The organism is Streptomyces sp. NPDC127119, from assembly GCF_042677425.1.
In the GTDB taxonomy this organism is placed as follows: domain Bacteria; phylum Actinomycetota; class Actinomycetes; order Streptomycetales; family Streptomycetaceae; genus Streptomyces.
In genome coordinates this window covers 17149-37966 of the sequence record NZ_JBHXTO010000081.1, presented here as the reverse complement: position 1 = coordinate 37966, position 20818 = coordinate 17149, and the positions used below count along the sequence as shown (strand labels likewise).

Below are 20818 nucleotides of genomic sequence, written 5' to 3'. Positions count from 1 at the left end.
TTTCGACACGGCCGGCTTTGGAGGCGCCGCACACCGCAGTGCACGTATTGGCATCGGCAGCCATATGCCGAGAACGATGGAGGACATCATGTCACCCCGGCTCGACGCATCGCAGGCCCAGAGGGCGACGTCGACACGCCCTCTGGACGAACTGGAAGAAGAGTCCGCCGACGAGAATGCCGGTCTCGCCGGGCTTCCCGAGATCCCCCCGTTCGCGGAGGTGGGCCCGGTCGACGCGCGAGCACTCTCCAAGACTCTCTTCGGGCGGCTCGAATCGCTGGAGGAAGGCACCTCCGAGTACTCGTACGTCCGTAACACCCTGGTCGAACTCAACCTCGCCCTGGTCAAGTTCGCCGCCTCCCGGTTCCGCTCCCGCAGCGAGCCGATGGAAGACATCATCCAGGTCGGCACGATAGGCCTGATCAAGGCGATCGACCGTTTCGAACTCAGCCGTGGCGTCGAGTTCCCCACTTTCGCGATGCCGACCATCGTCGGCGAGATCAAGCGCTTCTTCCGTGACACGTCATGGTCCGTGCGCGTACCGCGAAGGCTGCAGGAGCTCCGCCTCGACCTGGCCAAGGCCGGCGACGAACTCGCACAGCAACTGGACCGCGCTCCGACGGTGGGAGAGCTGGCGGAGCGTCTGGGGCTGTCGAACGACGAGGTCGTCGAGGGCATGGCGGCGTCCAACGCCTACACGGCCAGTTCGCTGGACGCCCAGCCCGAGGAGGACGACTCCGAGGGCGCGCTGGCGGACCGGATCGGCTACGAGGACCACGGGCTCGAAGGCATCGAGTACGTGGAGTCGCTGAAGCCGCTGATCGCCGAACTTCCGCACCGCGACCGGCAGATCCTGTCGCTGCGCTTCGTCGCCAATCTGACCCAGTCGGAGATCGGCGAGGAGCTGGGCATCTCGCAGATGCACGTGTCGCGACTGCTGTCGCGGACGCTGGTGCGACTGCGCAGGGGCCTGACCGTCGAGGAGTGACCGTCAAGGAGTGACACCTTCGCCGTAACGGGACGTGTGCGGGGCCGAGCCGGACTGACCGGCCCGGCCCCGCGCTTTCTGTCCACGGGCGGTTCCCCATCCCCCATTCGACGCACCCGAGTTACCCACGGGAACCCCTTTCCACTCCGATCCCCTTCCCTCAGTATGGTCACCCGACAAACTGGCTGGTAGGTCAGCAGTCGAGCGAGTGACGGTACGGGCGCAGGGGAGGCGGACGCATGGCTCGGGGCGAGGGCGACGACGACCGGCCGGGCGGGGGTGTGCACACGGGAGCGTCCGACGCACGGCTCACGGAACTGCTGCGCGCCGACGCCGCCACCGGGGGCGCGGCACTGGAGGAACTGCGCGCCCGCCACCGGCCCGCGGTCCTCGCGTACGCCCGGCTGTGCACCACCGGCGAGTACGCGGCCAGGGACCTGACGGCCCACGCGTTCACGCTCGCCGCGCGGGAGACCGAGCGCGGCACGGACCCGCGCGGACCGTGGCGGCACCAACTCCTGCTCCTGGCCTGGCGGCTGGCCGCCGCATGGGCCGGGGACCAGCGCTCACGCCGCCTCGACCCCGGTCTGCTCGCGCGCCTGCACGAGGCGGGCCCCGGCGGCCCGACCCCGCCGATGCTGGACGCGTTCCGCTCGCTCCCCACGCGGGTGCAGGGCCTCATCTGGTACGGGCTGGTCGAGCGGGAGCCCGAGGACGAGACGGCGGGACTGCTGGGCATCACGCGCCAGGACGTGACGTACGGGCTGGAGTCCTCGCTCCAGGCACTGCGCGCGACGTTCCTGAAGTCCCACCTCGCCGCGTCCGGGGACCCGCGCTGCCAGGACTTCCGCCGGCTGATCGAGGAGTCGGTACGCCCCGACAGCCCTCGTCACAGCGCGGATCTGCGGGCCCACATGGCCGAGTGCGGACACTGCGCGACGGCGTACGCGGTGCTGTCCGCACTACGGGACGACCGGCGTACGGCGCTGGCGGAAGGCCTGCTGCCGTGGGGCGGCACGGCGTACGCGGCGACGCTCGGCCCCGGAACGCACGCCCACGCCCACGCCGACGCCCACGAGCGGACTCGTCCGGGCCCCTGGCCGCCCTCCCGCCGCTTCGTCCTGACCTCGGCGGCGCTCGGGGTGGCCCTGGCCCCCCTGCTCCTGTTCCTCGTCCCCCCACAGGAGGCGGGCGACACGTCGACTCCGCCCCGCCCACCGGTGACGGTGACGGCCACGGTCCCCACGAGCCCGCTGCCCTCCCCCACAGGCACCCCCAGCTCCCCGCAGCCGACGTACAGCCCGAGCCCCAGCGCCAGCCCCACGAAGTCGCAACCCCCACCCGCACACCCTCCCGGGGGCGCCTACACCCAGGTGGTGAACCTCGCCTCGGGCCGCTGCCTGGACATCCGGAACGGCGACCTGGAGAAGGGCACGGACGTCATCACGGCACCCTGCACCTCGTCCCGCACGCAACGCTGGCGCGTAGACGCCGACGAGGGCGCCCTGCGGTCGTACGCCGATCCCGACTTCTGCCTGGACAGCCGGGGCGCGACCGACGACGGCGTGGGCATCTGGGAATGCGCCTCGCTCGACGGCCACAACGGCCCGAACCTGCGTTTCGCGGTGACCACAACAGGCGCACTCCGCCCAGCGATAGCCCCGGACCACGCACTGACCCCGACGGACAACAACACCCTGGACCTGTCCCCGGACACAGGCGCGCCGACCCAACGCTGGCGAGCGGGCAAGGCGTGACCCGCCCGCACTGGGCTCAGGCACCCTCGCCGAACAACTCCCCGGCATCGGCGACGCGATAGGAACGGTCGAGCCACGACCCGAGCTCATCCATGTCGGTGCAGGCGAGAACGCGCTCACGAACGGCATCGGGCACGTCGACGCCCCGCCACCGCAGATTCCGCAGAACGCTCTCAGCCCTCTCCTGAGCCCGCCCCTCTTCGCGCCCTTCCTCGCGGCCTTCCTCGCGGCCTTCCTCACGCACCTGCTCGGCAAGCGGATGCCGCCAGAAGTACTGGATTGCGGACATCAGCTCCCTTCCGTTCGACCGGGTCAACGGGCTACACGGCGGCCAGGTCACACCAGACGTACTTGCCTTGGTTGCCGTATCTGAACAGGGGATGCCAGCCCCAGGCGTCGGAGCATGCGTGGACCAGGGCGAGACCTCTGCCGCCCTCGGCGTCGGTGAGCGCCGTCAACTCCCCGGGTGGCTCGGGCGGTTCGGGGTCCGTGTCCCAGGCGCCGATCCGCAGGACCCCGACCGACCAGCAGACCCGGAGGGTCGCGGGCCCCTTCGTGTGCAGTACGGCGTTGGCGACCAGCTCGGTGGCGAGGAGTTCGGCGACATCGACGAGGCGGATCAGCCCGTGCATGGTGAGGATGAGCCGCAGGGTGCGGCGACAGATGGTGACGCCGCGGGGGCCGTTGGGGATGGAGAGGGAGTACTCCCAGGGTCCGGTCTCGTTTTCGGGCATGCGTCAGCTCCGGATGTGGGGCGCGGGGTGGATGCACGGGCGGTGGCAGAGCCGCAGCCGTCATGGCAGGACGGAGCGGTGCGCTTCCGCAGCGTGACTCTTACGTCACTGACGGTATTTCCTAACATTAGGAAGGCGCAAGCGGCTGGCGTATTCTGACCCTCGAACGAGGTACAACCACCGCACAGTTGAGACGAGGAGGCGCCGGTTGCCACCGAAGAGGCACCTCACGGCCCGCAGGCTGCGACTAGGTGCTGAACTGCGGAAACTGCGCGAGGCGACGGGCATGAAGGCCCGGGAGGCCGCCACCCTGCTCGGGGCCGACGCGGTCCAGATGAGCCAGATCGAGTCCGGCGTCGCAGGTGTGAGCGCCGAACGCGTACGACGCCTCGCCGGCCACTACGCCTGCACGGACGAGGCGTTGGTCGAAGCCCTCACCGCGATGGCGACCGATCGGACGCGGGGCTGGTGGGAGGAGTACCGAGGGCCGCTGCCTCCGGTGTTCGCGGACGTCGCCGAGGTCGAGCACCACGCGACGTTCCTCCGCGAGGTGGTGATCACGCACGTGCCGGGACTGCTCCAGACAGCCGACTACGCTCGCGCGGTCTACACGTACATGGTCCCCGGCCTGCCCGAGCGAGATCTGACCCCTCGGGTCGAGCACCGGATGAAACGGCGCGCCGTCATCGAGGGCGCCAAGCCCACGCCGTACGAGACGCTGATCCACGAGTTCGCCCTGCGCATCCGCGTGGCCGGCCGCCAGGCGTCCCGCGTACAACTCCAGCAGATCCTCGACAAGATCGAGCAGGGCCACGCCACCGTCCGCATCATCCCGACCGACCAGGACGGTTTCGCCGGCGCCGGGGCCTCGATGATGTACACGGGCGGCCCGCTCCCCAGACTGGACACCGGCCTACGGGACGCCCCCACCGGAACCGCGTTCATCGATGCGGAACCGCAGCTGACTCAACTTCGAACACTCTTCCGTAAGGTGGAGAAGGCGACGTTGGACCCCGTGGCATCGCGGGACTTCATCCATCGACTGACCAAGGAGATGTGACGCGCGCAATGAACCACATCCTGCGCTGGCAGAAGTCCACTTTCTCGGACGGCGGCGACGGCAACACCTGCGTCGAAATCGCCACCTCCCCCGGAACCCTCCACCTCCGCGAGAGCGACAGGCCTGGTGTCGAACTCACCACCACCACCGGCCCGTTGGCCCGTCTGATACGCGGAGTCAAGGCAGGCGTGGTCGGCACAACCGCTTGATCACATCTCACCGTGGGCTTCTCGGGGAGATCCGTGCGGCCGGCGGAGGGTGGCGTACCGCCAAGCCATCAACTCCCCGTAAGCGGCGGCTGACGACAAAGACCCAGGTCTAGAGGTCGGCACGTCGGGGACGGGCATCTTCCCGTCCGAATGTCAGGACCTGCGCCAGCACTTCCCGCAGCCGCCCGATGTCGTCCTGCGGAACTTCGAGCAACGCCTCGATCTCCGTGTCCGCCAGCCCCAGGTCATCCAGGGCAGCGGGGTGCAACGACACGGTGAGCAGGTTGTCGGACAGCGTCACCTCGCGGACACAGCCATAAGCGGTGCCCTCGTCCGCAGTCACCAGACAGTGGGTGTCGAGACCGAGCGCCACATCCTGACGGGACGGTTCACCCATGTCGCTCATGAACAGAAGAAAGAAACCCTCGCCGTCGTCGTCCTCGGCAACACCCGCCTGCATGATGTCGTTGGCCTCGTCGATCTCTGCAGCCACCGCACGAGCTGTGAATCTGTAAGTCATGCCTGGGTTCTAGCAGAAGCCCCAGTTCGCGACGCTGCCCTGCTGCACAGACAGCCAGTCGCCGCCGAGTCCGGCGTCGCCTGACACCGTATGGAAGTGGAGAAGATGACCGCGCAGGCCGGCCTCGTCGACCACGAACTGATCCGGGCAGCGACGCACATCGCCGCCACTCGCTGTCGGGGCGACAACCACACCATGGCGGCTGCGGCCCGGGCCGAGGACGGTCGGATCGTCACCGCGGTGAACGCCTACCACTTCACCGGAGGCCCCTGCGCCGAGCTGGTCGTCATCGGTGCGGCAGCCGCCCAGGGCGTCTACGACCTGGACACCATCGTCGCCGTGGGTGATCGCGATCGCGGAGTGGTGCCTCCGTGTGGCCGCTGCCGCCAGGTCCTGCTCGACTACTTCCCCGCCCTCAAGGTCATCGTCGGTGCGAGCGACAGCCTCCGAACCGTCCCCATCACCCACCTGCTGCCCGAGAGCTACGTCTGGGCGGACCACCAGCTCGACACCGAGCAGATCGCACCTTCCGGTACGAGCTGACACCCCGGGCAACTTCAGTTCAGACCGTACGGACTCCGCGCCTCCACACCTCTGAAACCAGCGGCACCCCCGGCCGGTACGCCAAGTGCACGTGGCTCGGGGCGTCGAGGAACGTCAGGTCGGCGTACGCGCCCGGGGCCACGCGGCCGATGTCCGTGCGGCGGAGCGCCGCGGCTCCGCCCGCCGTCGCCGACCACAGCGCCTCGTCCGGCGTCATGCCCATGTCCCGTACCGCCAGCGCGATGCAGAACGGTACGGACGACGTGAAGGACGAGCCCGGGTTGCAGTCCGTCGACAGGGCGACCGTGACGCCCGCGTCGAGCAGGCGGCGGGCGTCCGGCCACTCGGCGCGGGTGGAGAACTCGGCGCCCGGGAGCAGCGTCGCCACCGTGGCGCCGTTCGCGAGCGCGTCGACATCCGCGTCGGTGAGGTGCGTGCAGTGGTCCGCGCTGGCCGCGTCCAGTTCGACGGCCAGTTGCACTCCGGGCCCGTACGAGAGCTGGTTGGCGTGGATGCGCGGGTGCAGCCCCTTCGCCCTGCCGGCCGTAAGGATCGCGCGGGCCTGGTCCCCGTCGAAGGCGCCCTTCTCGCAGAAGACGTCGATCCAACGCGCGTACGGGGCACACGCGTCCAGCATCTCGCCGGTGACGAGCGCGACGTACGCGGTGGGATCGTCCGCGTAGTCCGGCGAGACGATGTGCGCGCCGAGGAACGTGACCTCGTCGGTGTGCGCGGACGCGATGCGCAGGGCCCGCGCCTCGTCCTCGACCGTCAATCCGTAGCCGGACTTCGTCTCGAACGTGGTCGTGCCCTGGCGCAGAGCCTCGTCGAGGTAGTGGACGAGGTTGCGCTCAAGCTCCTCGTCGCTCGCGGCGCGCGTGGCCGCGACGGTCGTACGGATGCCGCCGGCGCTGTAGGCCCGGCCGGACATCCGGGCGTTGAACTCCTGCGTGCGGTCGCCCGCGAAGACCAGGTGCGAGTGGGAATCCACGAAGCCGGGGATCACCGCTCGGCCACCGGCGTCGACCCGATTGTCAGTGGCGGGTGCTTTTCTTGAATCACCGGTCCATGCGATGCGGTCGCCGTCGATGACGACGGCCGCGTCCTGGATCAGACCGAGCGGAGACCTGTCACCGAGAGAGGAGTCGTTGGTGACCAGACTGGCGATGTTGGTGATGAGGGTCGTGCTGCCGGTACTGCTACCGCTGGTGCTGCTGGGGCTGGTGCTGCTCATGGCGTCCTCGGGGGCTGTCGGGGCGGAGAGGGCCCGGTCGGGGCCGGAGTTCAGGCGCGCAGCGCTTCGACGGCGTCGGCCAGGGCCCGCGGCACGTCCGGGACGAGGGTGTGCGCCCCGTCGCGTACGACGTGCCGGCCGCCCACGACGGTGTGCCGCACGTCCGCCGCTGTCGCGGCGAATACGGCCGTCTCGGCCCCGAGCCGCGGCAGCGTCCCCGCTGTCCTGACGGAGTCGAGCGCGACCGTCGTGAAGTCGGCGAGCGCACCCGCTTCGAGCGTGCCCGCGTCGGCCCAGCCGAGGGCCGCGTGACCGTCCGCGGAGGCGGCGCGAAGGAGTGCCGCCGCGGTCCAGTGACCCCGCGTACGGCTGCGCAGGCGCTCGTTCAGCTCCATCGCGCGCGCCTCTTCGAGCAGGTCGATCACAGCGTGGCTGTCGGAGCCGAGGGACAGCGGGGAGCCCGCCTGCTGGAGGGCGACGGCCGGTCCGATGCCGTCGGCGAGGTCGCGCTCGGTGGTCGGGCACATGCACGTGCCGGTGCCGGAGCGGCCGAGCAGCGCGATGTCCTCGTCGGTGAGGTGGGTGTTGTGCACGCCCGTGGTGCGCGGGCCCAGCACCCCGTGGTCGGCGAGCAGTTGCGTGGGCGTGCGGCCGTGGGCAGCCAGGCAGGCGTCGTTCTCCGCCGTCTGCTCGGACAGGTGCACATGGAGCGGGGCCCGCCGTTCCTCGGCCCACCGCGCCACCGTCGCCAACTGCCCCGCGGGCACCGCCCGTACGGAGTGGACGGCGGCCCCGATCCGCGCGTGATCCCGGTCCTTGAGAACTGAACAGCGTGTTGCCCAGGCTTCCGCGGTGCCGTCGGAGAAGCGGAGCTGGTGCCGGTTCGGGGGCTGTCCCCTGCGCGCGTCGACCAGGCCGGCGGCGAGGTAGACGGTGTCGAGGAGGGTGATGCGGATGCCCGCCTCGGCGGCGGCCTCGACGAGTGCCTCACCCATGGCGTTCGGGTCGGCGTACGGGGTGCCGCCCGGCGCGTGGTGCACGTAGTGGAACTCGCCCACGGCCGTGATCCCGGCGAGCGCCATCTCCGCGTACACCGCGCGGGCGAGCGCGTGGTACGTGTCCGGGGTGAGCCGGTCCGCGACGGAGTACATGATCTCGCGCCAGGTCCAGAAGGTCCCGGAGCCGACCTGGACGGTGCCGCGCAGGGCCCGGTGGAAGGCGTGGCTGTGGGTGTTGGCGAGGCCGGGGAGGGTCAGGCCGCGCAGGATCTCCGCCCCGGACGGCGGGCTGTCGACGCCCGTGCGGACGGCGGCGATCCGGCCGTCCGTGCCCACGTCGAGGGCCACGCCCGGCTCCACGTAGGAGTCGAGCCAGGCGTGCTCCAGCCAGTACGTCGTGCCTCGCGCGCTCACGTGCGGCTCACTCACTTGCAGGCCAGCCCTTCCAGTACGTCGGCGAGTGCGGTCACCCCGGCCACGCAGTCGTCCTCGGCGGCGTGCTCGGCCGGCGAGTGCGAGATCCCCGTGGGGTTGCGTACGAACAGCATGGCGGTCGGGATCGCACCGGAGAGGATCCCGGCGTCGTGTCCCGCACCGGTTCCCAGGACGGGCACGTTCAGGTGCGCACTCTTCCCTGCGTCCCCCTTGCCGAGGAGGCGGGCGATCTCGTCGCGCAGGGCGTGCTCGAACTCGACGACCGGGGTGAACGACTCCCGGACGACGTCGAGGTGGATGCCGTGCGCGTCGGCGTACTCGCGGGCCGCCTTCTCGATGCCGTGGACGACCCTGTCGAGGGTCGCCTGGTCGGCGGCACGGGAGTCGAGCCAGCCGCGTACGAGGGAGGGGATGGCGTTGACGCCGTTCGGCTCGACGGAGATCTTGCCGAAGGTGGCCACGGCGCCGGCGAGCTGGGCCTCCCGGCGGGCCGCGAGCACGGTCTCCGCGTACGACAGCATGGGGTCGCGGCGGTCCATGAGGCGGGTGGTGCCCGCGTGGTTGGCCTCGCCCCGGAAGTCGAAGCGCCACCGCCCGTGCGGCCAGATGGCGCTGGCGACGCCGACCCGGTCGCCGGTCAGGTCGAGGGCGCGTCCCTGCTCGACGTGCAGCTCGACGAACGCGCCGATACGGCCCAGGCGTTCGGGGTCCGCGCCGATGGCGTCCGGGTCGTGGCCCGCGGCCTCCATCGCCTGCGGGAGGGTGATCCCGTCGGCGTCGGTGAGCCGGTGCGCCTGCTCGACGGTGAGTTCCCCGGCGGTGAGCCGCGAGCCCACGCAGGCCAGCCCGAAGCGGGCGCCTTCCTCGTCGCCGAAGTTCACGATGGCGAGAGGCTTGGTGAACCGCGCGTTCCGGCCGCGCAGTTCGTCCAGCGCGGCAAAGGAGGACACGACACCGAGGGGCCCGTCGAAGGCACCGCCGTCGGGCACGGAGTCGAGGTGGGATCCGGTGACGACGGCGTCCCCCGCGGAGGGGTCACCGAGCCAGGCCCACTGGTTCCCGTTCCGGTCCAGTTCGAGGGTGAGCCCACGCGCCTCGGCCTGCGCCCGGAACCAGGCCCGGCAGTCGGTATCGGCCCCGGTCCAGGCGAACCGCCGATACCCCCCGGACCCGGCATACCGCCCGATGGACTCCAACTCCCCCCACATCTCAAGAAAGGAGGCCCCCTTCACCCCGTCCGGCACCCCCACCCCGTCCGGCGCCTGCCGACGAGACCGCTCGGACACCCCCACCCCGTCCGGCGCCTGCCGACGAGACCGCTCGGGCACTTCCAGCCCGTCCGGCGTTTGAGGACGAGGCCGTTCAGGCCGATCGGGGGTCCGGGGGCGGAGCCCCTGGCCGGGCCCGGGGACAGCGCCCCCGTCACGCGACTGCGGACTCACTCGCCCTCCCGCATGGGAACCCGCACGCCACGCTCATCGGCAACCGTCTCAGCGATGTCGTACCCGGCATCGACATGCCGGATGACACCCATCCCGGGGTCGTTCGTCAGCACACGCCGGATCTTCTCCCCGGCCAGCTTCGTGCCGTCGGCCACCGACACCTGCCCCGCGTGGAGGGAACGTCCCATGCCCACACCGCCACCGTGGTGGATGGACACCCAGGACGCGCCGGAGGCCACGTTCACCATGGCGTTCAGCAGCGGCCAGTCGGCGATCGCGTCCGAGCCGTCGAGCATGGCCTCGGTCTCGCGGTACGGGGAGGCGACGGAACCGCAGTCGAGGTGGTCGCGGCCGATGGCAAGGGGGGCGGCCAGTTCGCCCGAGGCGACCATGTCGTTGAAGCGCTCGCCCGCCTTGTCCCGCTCGCCGTAGCCGAGCCAGCAGATCCGGGCGGGCAGGCCCTGGAAGTGGACGCGTTCGCCGGCCAGTTTGATCCAGCGGTGGAGGGACTCGTTCTCCGGGAAGAGGTCGAGGATCGCCTTGTCGGTCTTGTGGATGTCGGACGCCTCACCGGACAGGGCGGCCCAGCGGAAGGGGCCCTTGCCCTCGGAGAACAGCGGCCGGATGTAGGCGGGCACGAAGCCGGGGAAGGCGAACGCCCGCTCGTATCCGGCGAGCTGGGCCTCGCCCCGGATGGAGTTGCCGTAGTCGAAGACCTCGGCGCCGGCGTCCATGAAGCCCACCATGGCCTCCACGTGCCGTGCCATGGACTCACGGGCCCGGGTGGTGAATCCGGCCGGGTCCTTCGCGGCGTACGCGGCCATGTCGTCGAGTTCGACGCCCACGGGCAGGTAGGCCAGCGGGTCGTGGGCCGAGGTCTGGTCGGTCACGATGTCGATCGGGGCGCCCTCGGCGAGCATCCGCGGCAGCAGTTCGGCGGCGTTGCCGAGCAGGCCGATGGAGAGCGGGCGGCGGGCGTCCCGGGCCTCCACGGCGAGCTGGAGGGCGTGCTCCAGGGAGTCGGCGCGTACGTCCAGGTACCGGTGCTCGATGCGGCGCTCGATGGCGCGCGGGTCGACGTCGACACAGATCGCGACGCCGTCGTTCATCGTCACGGCGAGCGGCTGGGCGCCGCCCATGCCGCCGAGGCCGGCCGTCAGGGTGATGGTCCCGGCGAGCGTCCCGCCGAACTTCTTCGCGGCGACGGCGGAGAAGGTCTCGTAGGTGCCCTGGAGGATGCCCTGCGTGCCGATGTAGATCCACGATCCGGCGGTCATCTGCCCGTACATGGTGAGGCCGAGGGCTTCGAGGCGCCGGAACTCCTCCCAGTTCGCCCAGTCGCCGACGAGGTTGGAGTTGGCGATGAGGACGCGCGGCGCCCACTCGTGGGTCTGCATGACGCCGACGGGGCGGCCGGACTGGACGAGCATCGTCTCGTCCTGCTTCAGCGTCCGCAGCGTACGGACCATGGCGTCGTAGGAGCGCCAGTCGCGGGCGGCCTTGCCGGTGCCGCCGTAGACGACGAGCTTGTCGGGGTGCTCGGCGACCTCGGGGTCGAGGTTGTTCTGCAGCATCCGCAGAGCGGCTTCCTGCTGCCATCCCAGGGCGCTCAGTTCCGTTCCGCGCGGTGCTCGGACGGGGCGGGGTCCTGACATGGTCTGCCTCCTGGCGACGGTGAGTGCTCCGGGTGGTGCCGTTCGTACAGCGGTGCGGCGATAAGCGGTGGGGCAATACAGCGATACAGCAGATATTCACATCCTGAACTTCTGAATAGAACTAGTCAATACCCTCGCGGGCCAGCACGGGCGCCGTACGGGTGTTTGGCTGGATGTATGGCTGCATACACAGGTTCAGGGGACGCGGACAGTGATACGGAAACGAACACCGGCCCGGACCCGGCCGGTGGACCGTCGGAGGGGGCCGTGCGGCGCCACGAGGCCGTTCGCGCCGCCTTGGAGCAAGGGCTCGTGAGCCCCTCCGTCCCCCTCGTCGCACTCCTCGACACCACCGGAATCACGTCCTCCGTCATGGCCCTGCGGGCGGCCTTCGACGCGGTGACCGCACCGGGTACGCCCGTGCTGCACGCGTTCGCGGTGAAGGCGACCCCGCTCGTCCCCGTGCTGCGCCTGCTGCACCGGGAGGGCATCGGCATGGAGGTCGCGAGTCCGGGCGAACTGGCCCTCGCCCGCGCGGCCGGGGTGCCCCCGTCCCGTACGGTCCTCGACTCGCCCGCGAAGACCCCCTCGGAGCTGCGGGAGGCACTGGCGCTGGGCATCGCGGTCAACGCGGACAACCCCCAGGAGCTGGCGCGGATCGACGCGCTGGTCGGGTCGGCGTCGACCCGCTCGCCGCTGGGGCTGCGGGTGAACCCGCAGGTCGGCGGGGGTTCGATCGGGGCGTTGTCCACGGCGACGGCGACCTCGAAGTTCGGTGTGGCGCTGCGGGACGAGGGCGCGCGCGAGTGGGTCGTGCGGGCGTACCTGGACCGGCCGTGGCTGACCCGGCTGCACACGCACTCGGGTTCGCAGGGGATGCCGCTGGAGCTGATGGCCCGCGGGGTGGCAGAGGCGTACGGGCTCGCGGAGGAGATCAACGGGCGGACCGGGCGGCGGCAGGTCGACACGCTCGACATCGGCGGCGGGCTGCCGGTGAACTTCGGCTCGGACGTCCACGCCCCGACGTACGAGGAGTACGCACGGCTCCTCGCGTCGACCGTGCCGGGGCTGTTCGACGGACGGTACGGACTGGTCACCGAGTTCGGGCGGTCGCTGCTCGCCAAGCACGGCGTGGTGCTGGCACGCGTCGAGTACGCGAAGTCGGCGGGCGGCCGGGCCATCGCGGTGACGCACGCGGGGGTCCAGGTGGCGGCGCGCACGGTGTACGCGCCCGAGTCCTGGCCGCTGCGGGTGGCCGCGTACGACGCCGAGGGGCGGCCGAAGACGGGGCCCGAGGTGGTGCAGGACGTGGCGGGGCCGGCCTGTTTCGCGGGCGACCTGCTGGCGGAGGGCCGGTCGATGCCGCTGCTCGAACAGGGCGACTACGCGGCCGCGCTGGACACGGGGGCGTACTACTTCGCGCACCACTACGGGTACAACTCGCTCGCGCGGCCCGCCGTGCACGGCTTCGGTCCTGACGGGGCGGGCGGGGTGCGGTTCGTGACGGTCCGCACGGCGCAGACGATCGACGAACTCGTGGCGGAGTCGGGAGGAGCGCACGCGGACGCGTTGACGGGCGAGCCCCCGGCCTGACCCGTACGGCGCGGGCGGGACCGGCTCGAACCAGGCGGGACTCGAACCAGGCGTGACCGGAATGAACCTACGAACCAGGCGAAGCCGGAAGGTCTGATTATCTTCAGGGCAATCGACCCACACTAGCCAGCAACTGGCATGTTCCACAGGAAAATGCACTATCTCTCACTCGTCACGCACACGTTGCGTAGCTTCTGCGTCACTCAGCTGAACCGACGGGCGGGAGGGAAGCACCGTGCCCGGAATCGACGAGTGCCTGCTGGAGGCCATGAGGCTGCCCGGAGCCCGGGGAGCCTCGGTGGTCGACTGGACCAGCGGACTGGCTCTGGGCACGGTCGGGGACTCACCGAACGGGGATCACGAGGCCACCGCGGCCGAGGCGGCGGAACTCGCCCGCCTCGCCGCGGAGCACAAGGCGTTCGCACCCGAGGAAGGAGCCGACTGGTCCGGCGGGCAGCCGCCGGTGGAGGACCTCATCGTCAGCAACAGGGACAGCTATCACGTCCTGCGTTTCGTCCGGACGACCTTCGACAGCAGTGTGTTCCTGCATCTGTGGCTGGGGCGTTCGGACGGCAATCTCGCCCTGGCCCGAATACGCCTCGGCGAGATGGCGGAACGGCTGGTGGTGGGGTGACCACGATGGAAGCAGGCCCCCTGCCGGGACTGGACAGACCCGACCCCGACCCACCCGTCGGCCCACCTGTCGACCCGGCCGTCGACCTGGACGGCGCGGACCGGCCGGCCGGTGTCCCGCCCGTGCTCAGTCCCATGCTCAGCCGGCTCGCGGAGGAGCGCGCCACCGGCGTACTGACACGGGACCGCGGAGTGCTGTACCTGGTCGAGGGCCAGGTGGTGCACGCCGAGAGCCCCGCGACCCCCGGGCTGGACATCCTGCTCACCAGCCGCGGGGCACTGGGTTCCGACGGCTGGTGGGAGGCGGTCTCGGAGGCGGGCGCCGAACGCCGCGTCGGACGGTTCCTGGTGGACAGCGGGCGGCTGGCCGCGGGCGCCCTGGAGCTGTGCCACCTGGGGGCGCTGTACGACGCCGCGTTCTTCACGCTCGGCGCGAGCAGCGGCCCGGCGCGGTTCAGGTACGGGGTCGCGCACTGGATAGGCCCCGTACGGCCGGTGACCGTGGACGCGGTGGAGCGCGAGACGCTGCGGCGCCGCGCGCTGCTGCACCGCATCTGGCCGGATCCGGACACGGACACCGCGGAACTCGTCCGGACCGCCCGTGCCGTCGACGTGGTCCTTCCGCCGCGTCAGCGCACGGTTCTCGACCAGGTCGACGGGGCGCGCACGGTCTCGGACATCTCACGGGTCCTCGGCAGGCCGGGATTCCACACGCTGGTCGACGTCCGCCGGCTGGCGGCGGCCGGGATCGTGACGACCCGCGCGCGGACGGTCGAGTGCCGGGCACCGGATACCGCCGCACCCCCCGTGTCCCCCATGTCCCCCGTCTCCACTGCGACCGCCCAGGCGGCGCAGGCCGCGCAGGCGTCGGCGGATCCCGACGTGGCCCTGCTGCGCCGGCTCAGAGACGCATTGGAGGCCTTGTGATCCGCGCGCTCCGACAGCGTGCCGAGAGGAGACAACTGATGGCGGCGGAGGCCGAAGTCCTCGACGAACTGCACCGGTTACGGGCCCGGGTGCCCCAGCTGACGGGCGCGCTCGCGGCCAGCGTCGACGGCCTGGTACTGGCCCAGGACACTCCGGGCGTGGAGCCGGAGGGGCTGGCCGCCCTCACCGCCGCCGCACTGGGGGTCGCCCTCCGCGTGGCGGACGCGACCGGCCGGGGCGACTTCCGCGAACTTCTGCTGCGCGGCGAGCACGGCTATGTGGCGACCTACGCGGCGGGACCCTCCGCCGTACTGACGCTGCTGGCGGGCGACCGGACGAACGTCGGCCGGCTGCACCTCGAAGGGCGCCGCTCCGGCACCCGGATCGGCGAACTCGTCGAGGCCGCCGTCGAGGCCCAGCCGGCCCCGGCGGCACGGCCCACGCCGAAGGCCGCCCTCACGCCCCGCACCAGAACCGCGCGCACCGCGCGGACGATCCCCGGGCCGACCGGTGAGAGCCGTTGAACCCGGCCGCACCGAGCCGGCCCGGACCGATCCGAACCAACACGAACTGAACCGAACCGAAAGGACCGCATCACCATGACCAACACCGAGACCGCGTTGAAAGAGACCCTGGCCTCCATCGAGGGCGCGACCGGAGCCGCTCTCGTCGACTACACCACCGGTATGGCGCTGGGCACGATCGGCGGCAGCAAGAGCTTCGACCTCACGGTCGCCGCGGCCGGGAACACCGACGTCGTCCGCGCCAAGATCCGCACCATGGAGCACCTGGGTCTGAAGGGCGAGATCGAGGACATCCTGATCACGCTGTCCGACCAGTACCACCTGATCCGGCTGATCAAGGGCCGCGGCGGCAACGGACTCTTCCTCTACCTGGTGCTCGACGCCAAACGCGCCAACCTGGCCATGGCCAGGCACCAGTTGAAGAAGATCGAGAGCGACCTGGAGGTCTGAGGGATCAGACCAGTACCCCGGCCCGACGCCGCGCCCCACCGGGCGCGGCGTCGCCCGCGGCGATCCCGGTGGCCCGGTAGCCCTTGACGCGCCTGCCCGCCGGAACGCCCGCACCGCGGCCGAGCCAGTCGACCCGTACCCACAGGAGCGACTCGGCCGCCCGTTCGAGCCGGCCGATCCGGGCCGCCTTGAGACGAAGGCCCACTCCGGCGCCGGCGAGCAGCATCCCGCCGGCGGCCGGCACGGCGAACGCGGAGCCGAGTGCCGCGGCGAAGGCGAGGAGCACCCACCAGCGGTGCCCCCGGCGCCAGTTCCGTACGGACACCGCCCGGTCCTGCAGCACATCGTGCTTGCTCGCCCGGTCGGCGCCGCGGGCGAGTGCCGCGTACCGTTTCCGGCGCGTCAGCAGGACGGCGACCGCCGTGATCAGGAAGAGCGCGGCTCCCGCCAGCACCCCGATCCGCCGTCCCGTCACTCCGGGCACCAGTACGCCCACTCCCGCCGCGACGATCCCGAGCCAGCCCAGCGGTGCCGCTCCGGCCCGTACGACGACGGCCACCCGAGCAAGTCCCTGCCCTCCGCGCGCCACCATCCGCCTCCTCACCAGACGCCTGTATGTGGCGGGCAGGTTAGCGGCCGAACGTGAGACACATCTGAGAGAGCCCAGAATTCCGGCCGGTCGCCGGCACTCCGTCTCCGGGGTGCCGCTACTCGACGAACAGGCCCCGCGCCGCGGCGCGCGCGTCGAACTCCTCCAGGCGCGCCTGGGCGTCCGGCAGTCCGTCGCACATCGCCTCCAGCAGGACCCGGCCGAGCAGCATCGGCGCGCAGGCCGTGTCGAAGGCGAGACCCGTTCCGACGGCGGCGGGCAGCAGCAGGTCGGACACCTTGGCGACCGGCGCGAACGCGGAGTCCGCGACGGTGACGACGGTCAGCCCGGCCTCCTTCGCGTGGGCGAGGGTGTCGACGACCTCGCGCGGGTGGCGGGGCAGCGCGAAGCACAGCAGGGTGCTGGCCCCGGCCCGGACGGCCGCGTCGATGCGGTCGTGGACCATCGTGCCGCCCTCGTGCAGCAGCCGGACGTCCGGGTGGACCTTGGCCGCGAAGTACGCGAAGCCGTACGCCTGGGACGCGGCGGCCCGCAGCCCGAGCACCGGCAGCGGGCGGGAGGCGGCGAGGAGCCGGCCGGCCCGTTCGACGGGACGCGGGTCGGCCAGTACGGAGGCGAGATGGCGGAGGTTCTCGATCTCGGCCTCGACGGCCTGCTGGTACTCGTTGTACGAGCCGGTGTCGGGGGCGGGTTCGGCCGGTGCGACCTCCCGCAGGTGTTTACGCAGCGCCGGGTAGCCGTCGAAGCCGAGGGCGACGGCGAAGCGGGTGACGGAGGGCTGGCTGACCCCGGCGAGTTCGGCCAGTTCCACGCTCGACAGGAACGGCACGTCGGCGGCCCGGCGGACCATGCTGTGCGCGATGCGCCGCTGGGTGGGCGTCAGCCGGTGCCCCTCGAAGAGGGCCTGCAGCCGCCCGGCGGGAGCGTCGGTCACGCCCGCGCCTCCGCCGTCCCCGCCGCTGCCCCCGCCCGCGCTCCGGTCGTCCGCCCTCGCGCCACCCGCATCGCCGGCGCCGCTCGCCTCGCTCGTCTCACCGCTGTCCGGGCCCGTTTCCATGTCCCTGTCCATGCCCCTCTTCACGCTCGTGTCCCCGTCCACGCTCATGCCGTGCCCCCACTCCAGATGTCCGTGAACCGGTCGAGCAGCGCTGCCGCCGCCGTCACGTCGTCCGTGAGCGGCCGGTCGGTCGCGTCCGCGTCGAGCACCGACTCGGCGATCTCCAGCGCCCTGCCCACCGGCAGCTCCGGGTCGGGACGCAGGCCGCGCTGACGCAACGCCCGGACGGCGGCCACGAGTTCGCAGCCGACCACGAGACGGTACGCACTGCACGCGCGCAGGGTCTGGCGAGCGGCGAGCGAGGCGAAACTCGCCTGTTCCTCGACGCCCCGGGAGAGTACAGCGTGGCCGAGCGAGGCGGGCGCGGAGAAGGCCCGCAGGTCACCGAGGGCGGCCCCGGCGGCGTACTCCAGGATCATCACGCCGGAGGAGGCGGGCTCGTGGTCGGCGAGGAAGGGGCGCAGCCGGGTGTAGGAGGGTTCGTTGAGGGTCGACAGGCGTGAGGTCGACAGGCGGGCGACCTGAGTGAGGGAGAGTCTGAAGTGGTCCAGGGAGAGGGCGAGCTGGGCCTGGTAGAAGCCGCCGTGGTGGTAGGCGGCCATGTCCTCGGCGCAGATCAGCGGGTTCTCGGCGGCCGCGTTGATCTCGACGGCGAGGACCTCCTCCAGCGCGTCGGCCGCGTCGTGCGCGGGGCCGTGGATCTGGGGCACGCACCGGAAGCCGTACGGGTCCTGGATGCGTCCGAGCGGCGGGGTCGGCCGGTCGGGGGCGCCGATCATCTCCCGCATCCGGCGGGCCACTTCGGTCGATCCGCGGTGCGGCCGGGCGGCGTGGACGGGCGCCGCGTAGGCCTCGTACGAGCCGTCCACCGCGACCAGCGAGAGCGCGGCGACGACCTGGGTGGCCCCGATGAGCCCGCGCAGTTCGTGCAGGGCGAGCGCCGCCTGGCCGAGGGTGAGGGCGTTGCTGCTGATGAGCGCGAGGGCGTCGTTGTTGTCGAGCGGCTGCGGTTCGGGCGCGCGCGCCTGCTCGACGGCGCCCGCCCGCGCCGACAGGCCGGCTCCCTCCCCGCCGCGCCAGGGATGCTCCCCCGCCAGCGCGAGGCCCACCTGGGCCAGGGCCGCGATGTCGCCGGTGCCCACCGAGCCGAACTCGTTCACGACGGGATACGCGCCGCTCTCCAGCGCCTCGCACAGCGCGGTGACGACGGTGGGGCGCAGGCCGGCGCCGCCCGCGAGGAGCTGGTTGGCCCGCACGGCGAGCATCGCCCGGACCTCGCGGGCGGGCAGCTCGGCCCCGATGGCCCCCGCGTGGCTGCGCAGCAGGCGCAGACCGTGTTCGGCGGCGGCCTCGGTGGGCACGTCCTCGTTCCGGTTCGCGCCGACTCCGGTGGAGCGGCCGTACACGCGGCCGGTGGCGGCGATGCGCCGGGCCGCGTCCCAGGACTCCTCGACACGCTTCATCGCGTCGGTGCCGGGGACGGGCCGCGCGGACCCGTCGGCGAGGCGTACGACGTCGGCGACACCTGTGCTGTAACCGTCCAGCACCACGAGGCCGTACGTCCCCGCACTCGGCGTGTCCACATCCCGAGACGACATAGAGCGCAAACTCCCCTCAAACCGGGCATTCGGTCTTGCCTGTCGATCACAAGAAACCAGCGATCAACACCACACCGTTGACAAGCTATTCAAGTAGAGAGAACTCTGCATGACTATATGCAGCCGGGCAAGGGACACCTCATGATCCAGTTCGACGCGGTCCACAAGCGTTTCCCGAATGGCACCACCGCGGTCCACGACCTCTCCCTGGAGATGCCGGAAGGGGGCGTGACCGTCCTCGTGGGGTCTTCCGGTTGCGGCAAGACGACCACCCTGCGAATGATCAACCGGATGGTCGACCCCACCTCGGGCACCATCCGGGTCGGCGGCCGTGACGTGCTGGAACAGGACGCCGCCGACCTCCGCCGCTCCATCGGGTACGTCATCCAGCAGTCGGGGCTCTTCCCGCACCGCACGGTCCTCGACAACATCGCGACCGTGCCGCTCCTCCTCGGCTGGGGCCGCCGCAAGGCACGGTCACGGGCCGCGGAACTCCTGGAGACGGTCGGCCTGACCGCCGAGGCCGGCAAGCGCTACCCGCACCAGCTCTCCGGCGGCCAGCAGCAGCGCGTCGGCGTGGCCCGCGCGCTCGCGGCCGACCCGCCGGTGCTCCTGATGGACGAGCCGTTCGGCGCGGTCGACCCGGTCGTGCGCACCCAGCTCCAGGACGAGCTGCTGCGGCTCCAGAAGGAGCTGAACAAGACGATCGTCTTCGTCACGCACGACATCGACGAGGCCGTTCGGCTCGGCGACCGGATCGCCGTGTTCCGCACCGGCGGCCATCTCGTCCAGTGCGCCACCCCGGCCGAACTGCTGGCCCGCCCGGCGGACGACTTCGTCGCGGACTTCCTGGGCGCCGAACGCGGCCTGAAACTGCTGTCCCTGACCTCGCTCAAGGGCATCCCGCAGGCCCCCGCCCCCGAGGGCGGCACCTGGGAACTGGTCCTGGACGGCGCCCGCAAACCCCTGCACTGGCGCCCCGCGCCCACCAAGGCCGGCGACGAGCAGGGCGACAGCGGGACCACCGAACTCCCCGTACGCCCCCTGCGCGACACGGACTCCCTGCTCGCCGCCCTCAACGAGTCCATCGCCTCCCCGGCCGGACTCGTGGCCCGGGTCGACGCCGACGGCACCCTCACCGGCGTGACCTCGCGCGACGAGATCCACCGGCACGCGGGCCAGGCCCACGCGGAAGCCCGGGTGGCCTGATGACCATCGACTGGTCGTGGATCGGCGACCACACCGACGACCTCACCACCCTCACGCTCTCCCATCTGCAGGCGGCCCTGTCCGCCGTCCTCCTCGGCCTGCTGATCTCCCTGCCGCTGGCCGTGGTCGCCCACCGGATCCGCCCCCTGCGCGGGGTGCTCCTGGGCCTGTCGAACGTCCTCTTCACGATCCCGTCGATCGCGGTCTTCGTCCTGCTCCTGCCGGTCTCGGGACTGACCCGCACCACCACGGTCGTCGGACTGACGATCTACACCCTCGTCGTCCTCCTCCGGAACACGGTCGAGGGCCTCGACTCGGTCCCCGCGAAGACGAAGGAGGCCGCGAAGGCCATGGGTACGCGCCCCCTGCGCGCCCTGCTGACCGTCGAACTCCCCCTCGCGCTCCCGGTGATCATGGCGGGCGTCCGGATCGCCACGGTCATGTCGATCTCGCTGGTCTCCGTCGCCACGTACATCGGCGACGGCGGTCTGGGCCAGCTCTTCACGGACGGCTTCCAGCGCAACTTCCCGACCCCGGTGATCGTGGGGGTCGTCCTGACACTCCTGCTGGCGCTGGTCGCGGACGCCCTGCTGGTCGCCCTCCAGTACGTACTCACCCCGTGGAAGAGGCGGCGAGCCTGAC

22 protein-coding genes are annotated in these 20818 nt (G+C 71.5%); 12 read left to right on the top strand and 10 right to left on the bottom strand.

Annotated elements, in window-relative coordinates:
• The first annotated feature begins 76 nt into the window (after nucleotides 1-76).
• Complete coding sequence (locus tag ACFVH5_RS28465; protein ID WP_384810590.1) at nucleotides 77-988, top strand: RNA polymerase sigma factor SigF; 912 nt, start codon at nucleotides 77-79, stop codon at nucleotides 986-988.
• Between the two features lie 239 nt (nucleotides 989-1227).
• Entirely contained in the window at nucleotides 1228-2745 is a 1518-nt protein-coding gene (locus tag ACFVH5_RS28460) for a ricin-type beta-trefoil lectin domain protein (RefSeq protein ID WP_385836585.1), read from the top strand.
• Nucleotides 2746-2761: 16 nt separating this feature from the next.
• Here ACFVH5_RS28460 and ACFVH5_RS28455 read toward each other — a convergent pair whose 3' ends face one another.
• Both ACFVH5_RS28455 and ACFVH5_RS28450 read right to left on the bottom strand, forming a co-directional pair.
• The gene (locus tag ACFVH5_RS28455; protein ID WP_385836584.1) at nucleotides 2762-3034 is read right to left on the bottom strand and encodes a hypothetical protein; all 273 of its coding nucleotides are present in this window, start codon (nucleotides 3032-3034) and stop codon (nucleotides 2762-2764) included.
• Nucleotides 3035-3065: 31 nt separating this feature from the next.
• Nucleotides 3066-3479, bottom strand: coding sequence for an ATP-binding protein (locus ACFVH5_RS28450; RefSeq protein ID WP_385836583.1), 414 nt, complete (start codon nucleotides 3477-3479; stop codon nucleotides 3066-3068).
• A 208-nt stretch (nucleotides 3480-3687) separates the two neighbouring features.
• On the opposite strand from ACFVH5_RS28450, the gene ACFVH5_RS28445 reads away from it, so the two are divergent.
• Entirely contained in the window at nucleotides 3688-4539 is an 852-nt protein-coding gene (locus ACFVH5_RS28445) for a helix-turn-helix domain-containing protein (RefSeq protein WP_385836582.1), read from the top strand.
• 8 nt (nucleotides 4540-4547) lie between these two features.
• On the top strand, nucleotides 4548-4748 hold the full coding sequence (locus ACFVH5_RS28440) for a DUF397 domain-containing protein (protein ID WP_385836580.1): 201 nt from the start codon (nucleotides 4548-4550) through the stop codon (nucleotides 4746-4748).
• 109 nt (nucleotides 4749-4857) lie between these two features.
• Here ACFVH5_RS28440 and ACFVH5_RS28435 read toward each other — a convergent pair whose 3' ends face one another.
• On the bottom strand, nucleotides 4858-5241 hold the full coding sequence (locus tag ACFVH5_RS28435; RefSeq protein ID WP_385836579.1) for an Imm10 family immunity protein: 384 nt from the start codon (nucleotides 5239-5241) through the stop codon (nucleotides 4858-4860).
• A 132-nt stretch (nucleotides 5242-5373) separates the two neighbouring features.
• Here ACFVH5_RS28435 and ACFVH5_RS28430 point away from each other — a divergent pair, with 132 nt between their 5' ends.
• Nucleotides 5374-5811, top strand: coding sequence for a cytidine deaminase family protein (locus ACFVH5_RS28430; RefSeq protein WP_385836592.1), 438 nt, complete (start codon nucleotides 5374-5376; stop codon nucleotides 5809-5811).
• 19 nt (nucleotides 5812-5830) lie between these two features.
• Here the strand turns inward: ACFVH5_RS28430 and hutI are convergent, their stop codons facing one another.
• From hutI to hutU, 4 genes are all read right to left on the bottom strand, one after another.
• Nucleotides 5831-7045: an imidazolonepropionase gene (hutI, locus tag ACFVH5_RS28425; RefSeq protein ID WP_385836578.1), complete on the bottom strand. Its 1215-nt coding sequence runs from the start codon at nucleotides 7043-7045 to the stop codon at nucleotides 5831-5833.
• A 50-nt stretch (nucleotides 7046-7095) separates the two neighbouring features.
• Complete coding sequence (locus tag ACFVH5_RS28420; RefSeq protein ID WP_385836577.1) at nucleotides 7096-8457, bottom strand: formimidoylglutamate deiminase; 1362 nt, start codon at nucleotides 8455-8457, stop codon at nucleotides 7096-7098.
• 11 nt (nucleotides 8458-8468) lie between these two features.
• The gene (locus tag ACFVH5_RS28415) at nucleotides 8469-9686 is read right to left on the bottom strand and encodes an allantoate amidohydrolase (protein WP_385836591.1); all 1218 of its coding nucleotides are present in this window, start codon (nucleotides 9684-9686) and stop codon (nucleotides 8469-8471) included.
• 230 nt (nucleotides 9687-9916) lie between these two features.
• Nucleotides 9917-11575 carry a urocanate hydratase gene (gene hutU / locus ACFVH5_RS28410; protein WP_385836576.1) on the bottom strand — a complete coding sequence of 553 codons (1659 nt, stop codon included), beginning with the start codon at nucleotides 11573-11575 and terminating at the stop codon, nucleotides 9917-9919.
• Between the two features lie 177 nt (nucleotides 11576-11752).
• On the opposite strand from hutU, the gene ACFVH5_RS28405 reads away from it, so the two are divergent.
• The 5 genes from ACFVH5_RS28405 (at nucleotide 11753) to ACFVH5_RS28385 (ending at nucleotide 15702) form a co-directional block, all read left to right on the top strand.
• The gene (locus ACFVH5_RS28405) at nucleotides 11753-13168 is read left to right on the top strand and encodes a diaminopimelate decarboxylase (protein ID WP_385836575.1); all 1416 of its coding nucleotides are present in this window, start codon (nucleotides 11753-11755) and stop codon (nucleotides 13166-13168) included.
• A 235-nt stretch (nucleotides 13169-13403) separates the two neighbouring features.
• Nucleotides 13404-13802, top strand: a complete 399-nt coding sequence (locus tag ACFVH5_RS28400) for a hypothetical protein (protein ID WP_210880812.1) — start codon at nucleotides 13404-13406, stop codon at nucleotides 13800-13802.
• A gap of 134 nt (nucleotides 13803-13936) precedes the next feature.
• Nucleotides 13937-14728 carry a transcriptional regulator gene (locus ACFVH5_RS28395; protein ID WP_385836590.1) on the top strand — a complete coding sequence of 264 codons (792 nt, stop codon included), beginning with the start codon at nucleotides 13937-13939 and terminating at the stop codon, nucleotides 14726-14728.
• Between the two features lie 38 nt (nucleotides 14729-14766).
• Nucleotides 14767-15252, top strand: coding sequence for a roadblock/LC7 domain-containing protein (locus ACFVH5_RS28390; RefSeq protein ID WP_384810554.1), 486 nt, complete (start codon nucleotides 14767-14769; stop codon nucleotides 15250-15252).
• Between the two features lie 75 nt (nucleotides 15253-15327).
• Nucleotides 15328-15702 (top strand): hypothetical protein, encoded by a 375-nt coding sequence (locus ACFVH5_RS28385; RefSeq protein WP_107015660.1) that lies wholly within the window; start codon nucleotides 15328-15330, stop codon nucleotides 15700-15702.
• Nucleotides 15703-15706: 4 nt separating this feature from the next.
• On the opposite strand, the gene ACFVH5_RS28380 is transcribed toward ACFVH5_RS28385, so the two are convergent.
• The 3 genes from ACFVH5_RS28380 to ACFVH5_RS28370 all read right to left on the bottom strand — a co-directional run bounded on the left by ACFVH5_RS28380 (nucleotide 15707) and on the right by ACFVH5_RS28370 (nucleotide 18967).
• Complete coding sequence (locus tag ACFVH5_RS28380) at nucleotides 15707-16294, bottom strand: hypothetical protein (RefSeq protein ID WP_385836574.1); 588 nt, start codon at nucleotides 16292-16294, stop codon at nucleotides 15707-15709.
• 115 nt (nucleotides 16295-16409) lie between these two features.
• On the bottom strand, nucleotides 16410-17417 hold the full coding sequence (locus ACFVH5_RS28375; RefSeq protein ID WP_385836573.1) for a MurR/RpiR family transcriptional regulator: 1008 nt from the start codon (nucleotides 17415-17417) through the stop codon (nucleotides 16410-16412).
• Complete coding sequence (locus tag ACFVH5_RS28370; RefSeq protein ID WP_385836572.1) at nucleotides 17414-18967, bottom strand: aromatic amino acid ammonia-lyase; 1554 nt, start codon at nucleotides 18965-18967, stop codon at nucleotides 17414-17416. The genes ACFVH5_RS28375 and ACFVH5_RS28370 overlap by 4 nt, the downstream gene beginning before the upstream one ends.
• Nucleotides 18968-19084: 117 nt before the next feature.
• Here ACFVH5_RS28370 and ACFVH5_RS28365 point away from each other — a divergent pair, with 117 nt between their 5' ends.
• Together ACFVH5_RS28365 and ACFVH5_RS28360 are read left to right on the top strand one after the other, a co-directional pair.
• Nucleotides 19085-20176 carry an ABC transporter ATP-binding protein gene (locus ACFVH5_RS28365; protein ID WP_385836571.1) on the top strand — a complete coding sequence of 364 codons (1092 nt, stop codon included), beginning with the start codon at nucleotides 19085-19087 and terminating at the stop codon, nucleotides 20174-20176.
• Nucleotides 20176-20817: an ABC transporter permease gene (locus ACFVH5_RS28360; RefSeq protein ID WP_385836570.1), complete on the top strand. Its 642-nt coding sequence runs from the start codon at nucleotides 20176-20178 to the stop codon at nucleotides 20815-20817. Before ACFVH5_RS28365 ends, ACFVH5_RS28360 begins: the two co-directional genes overlap by 1 nt.
• Nucleotide 20818 lies beyond the last annotated feature (1 nt).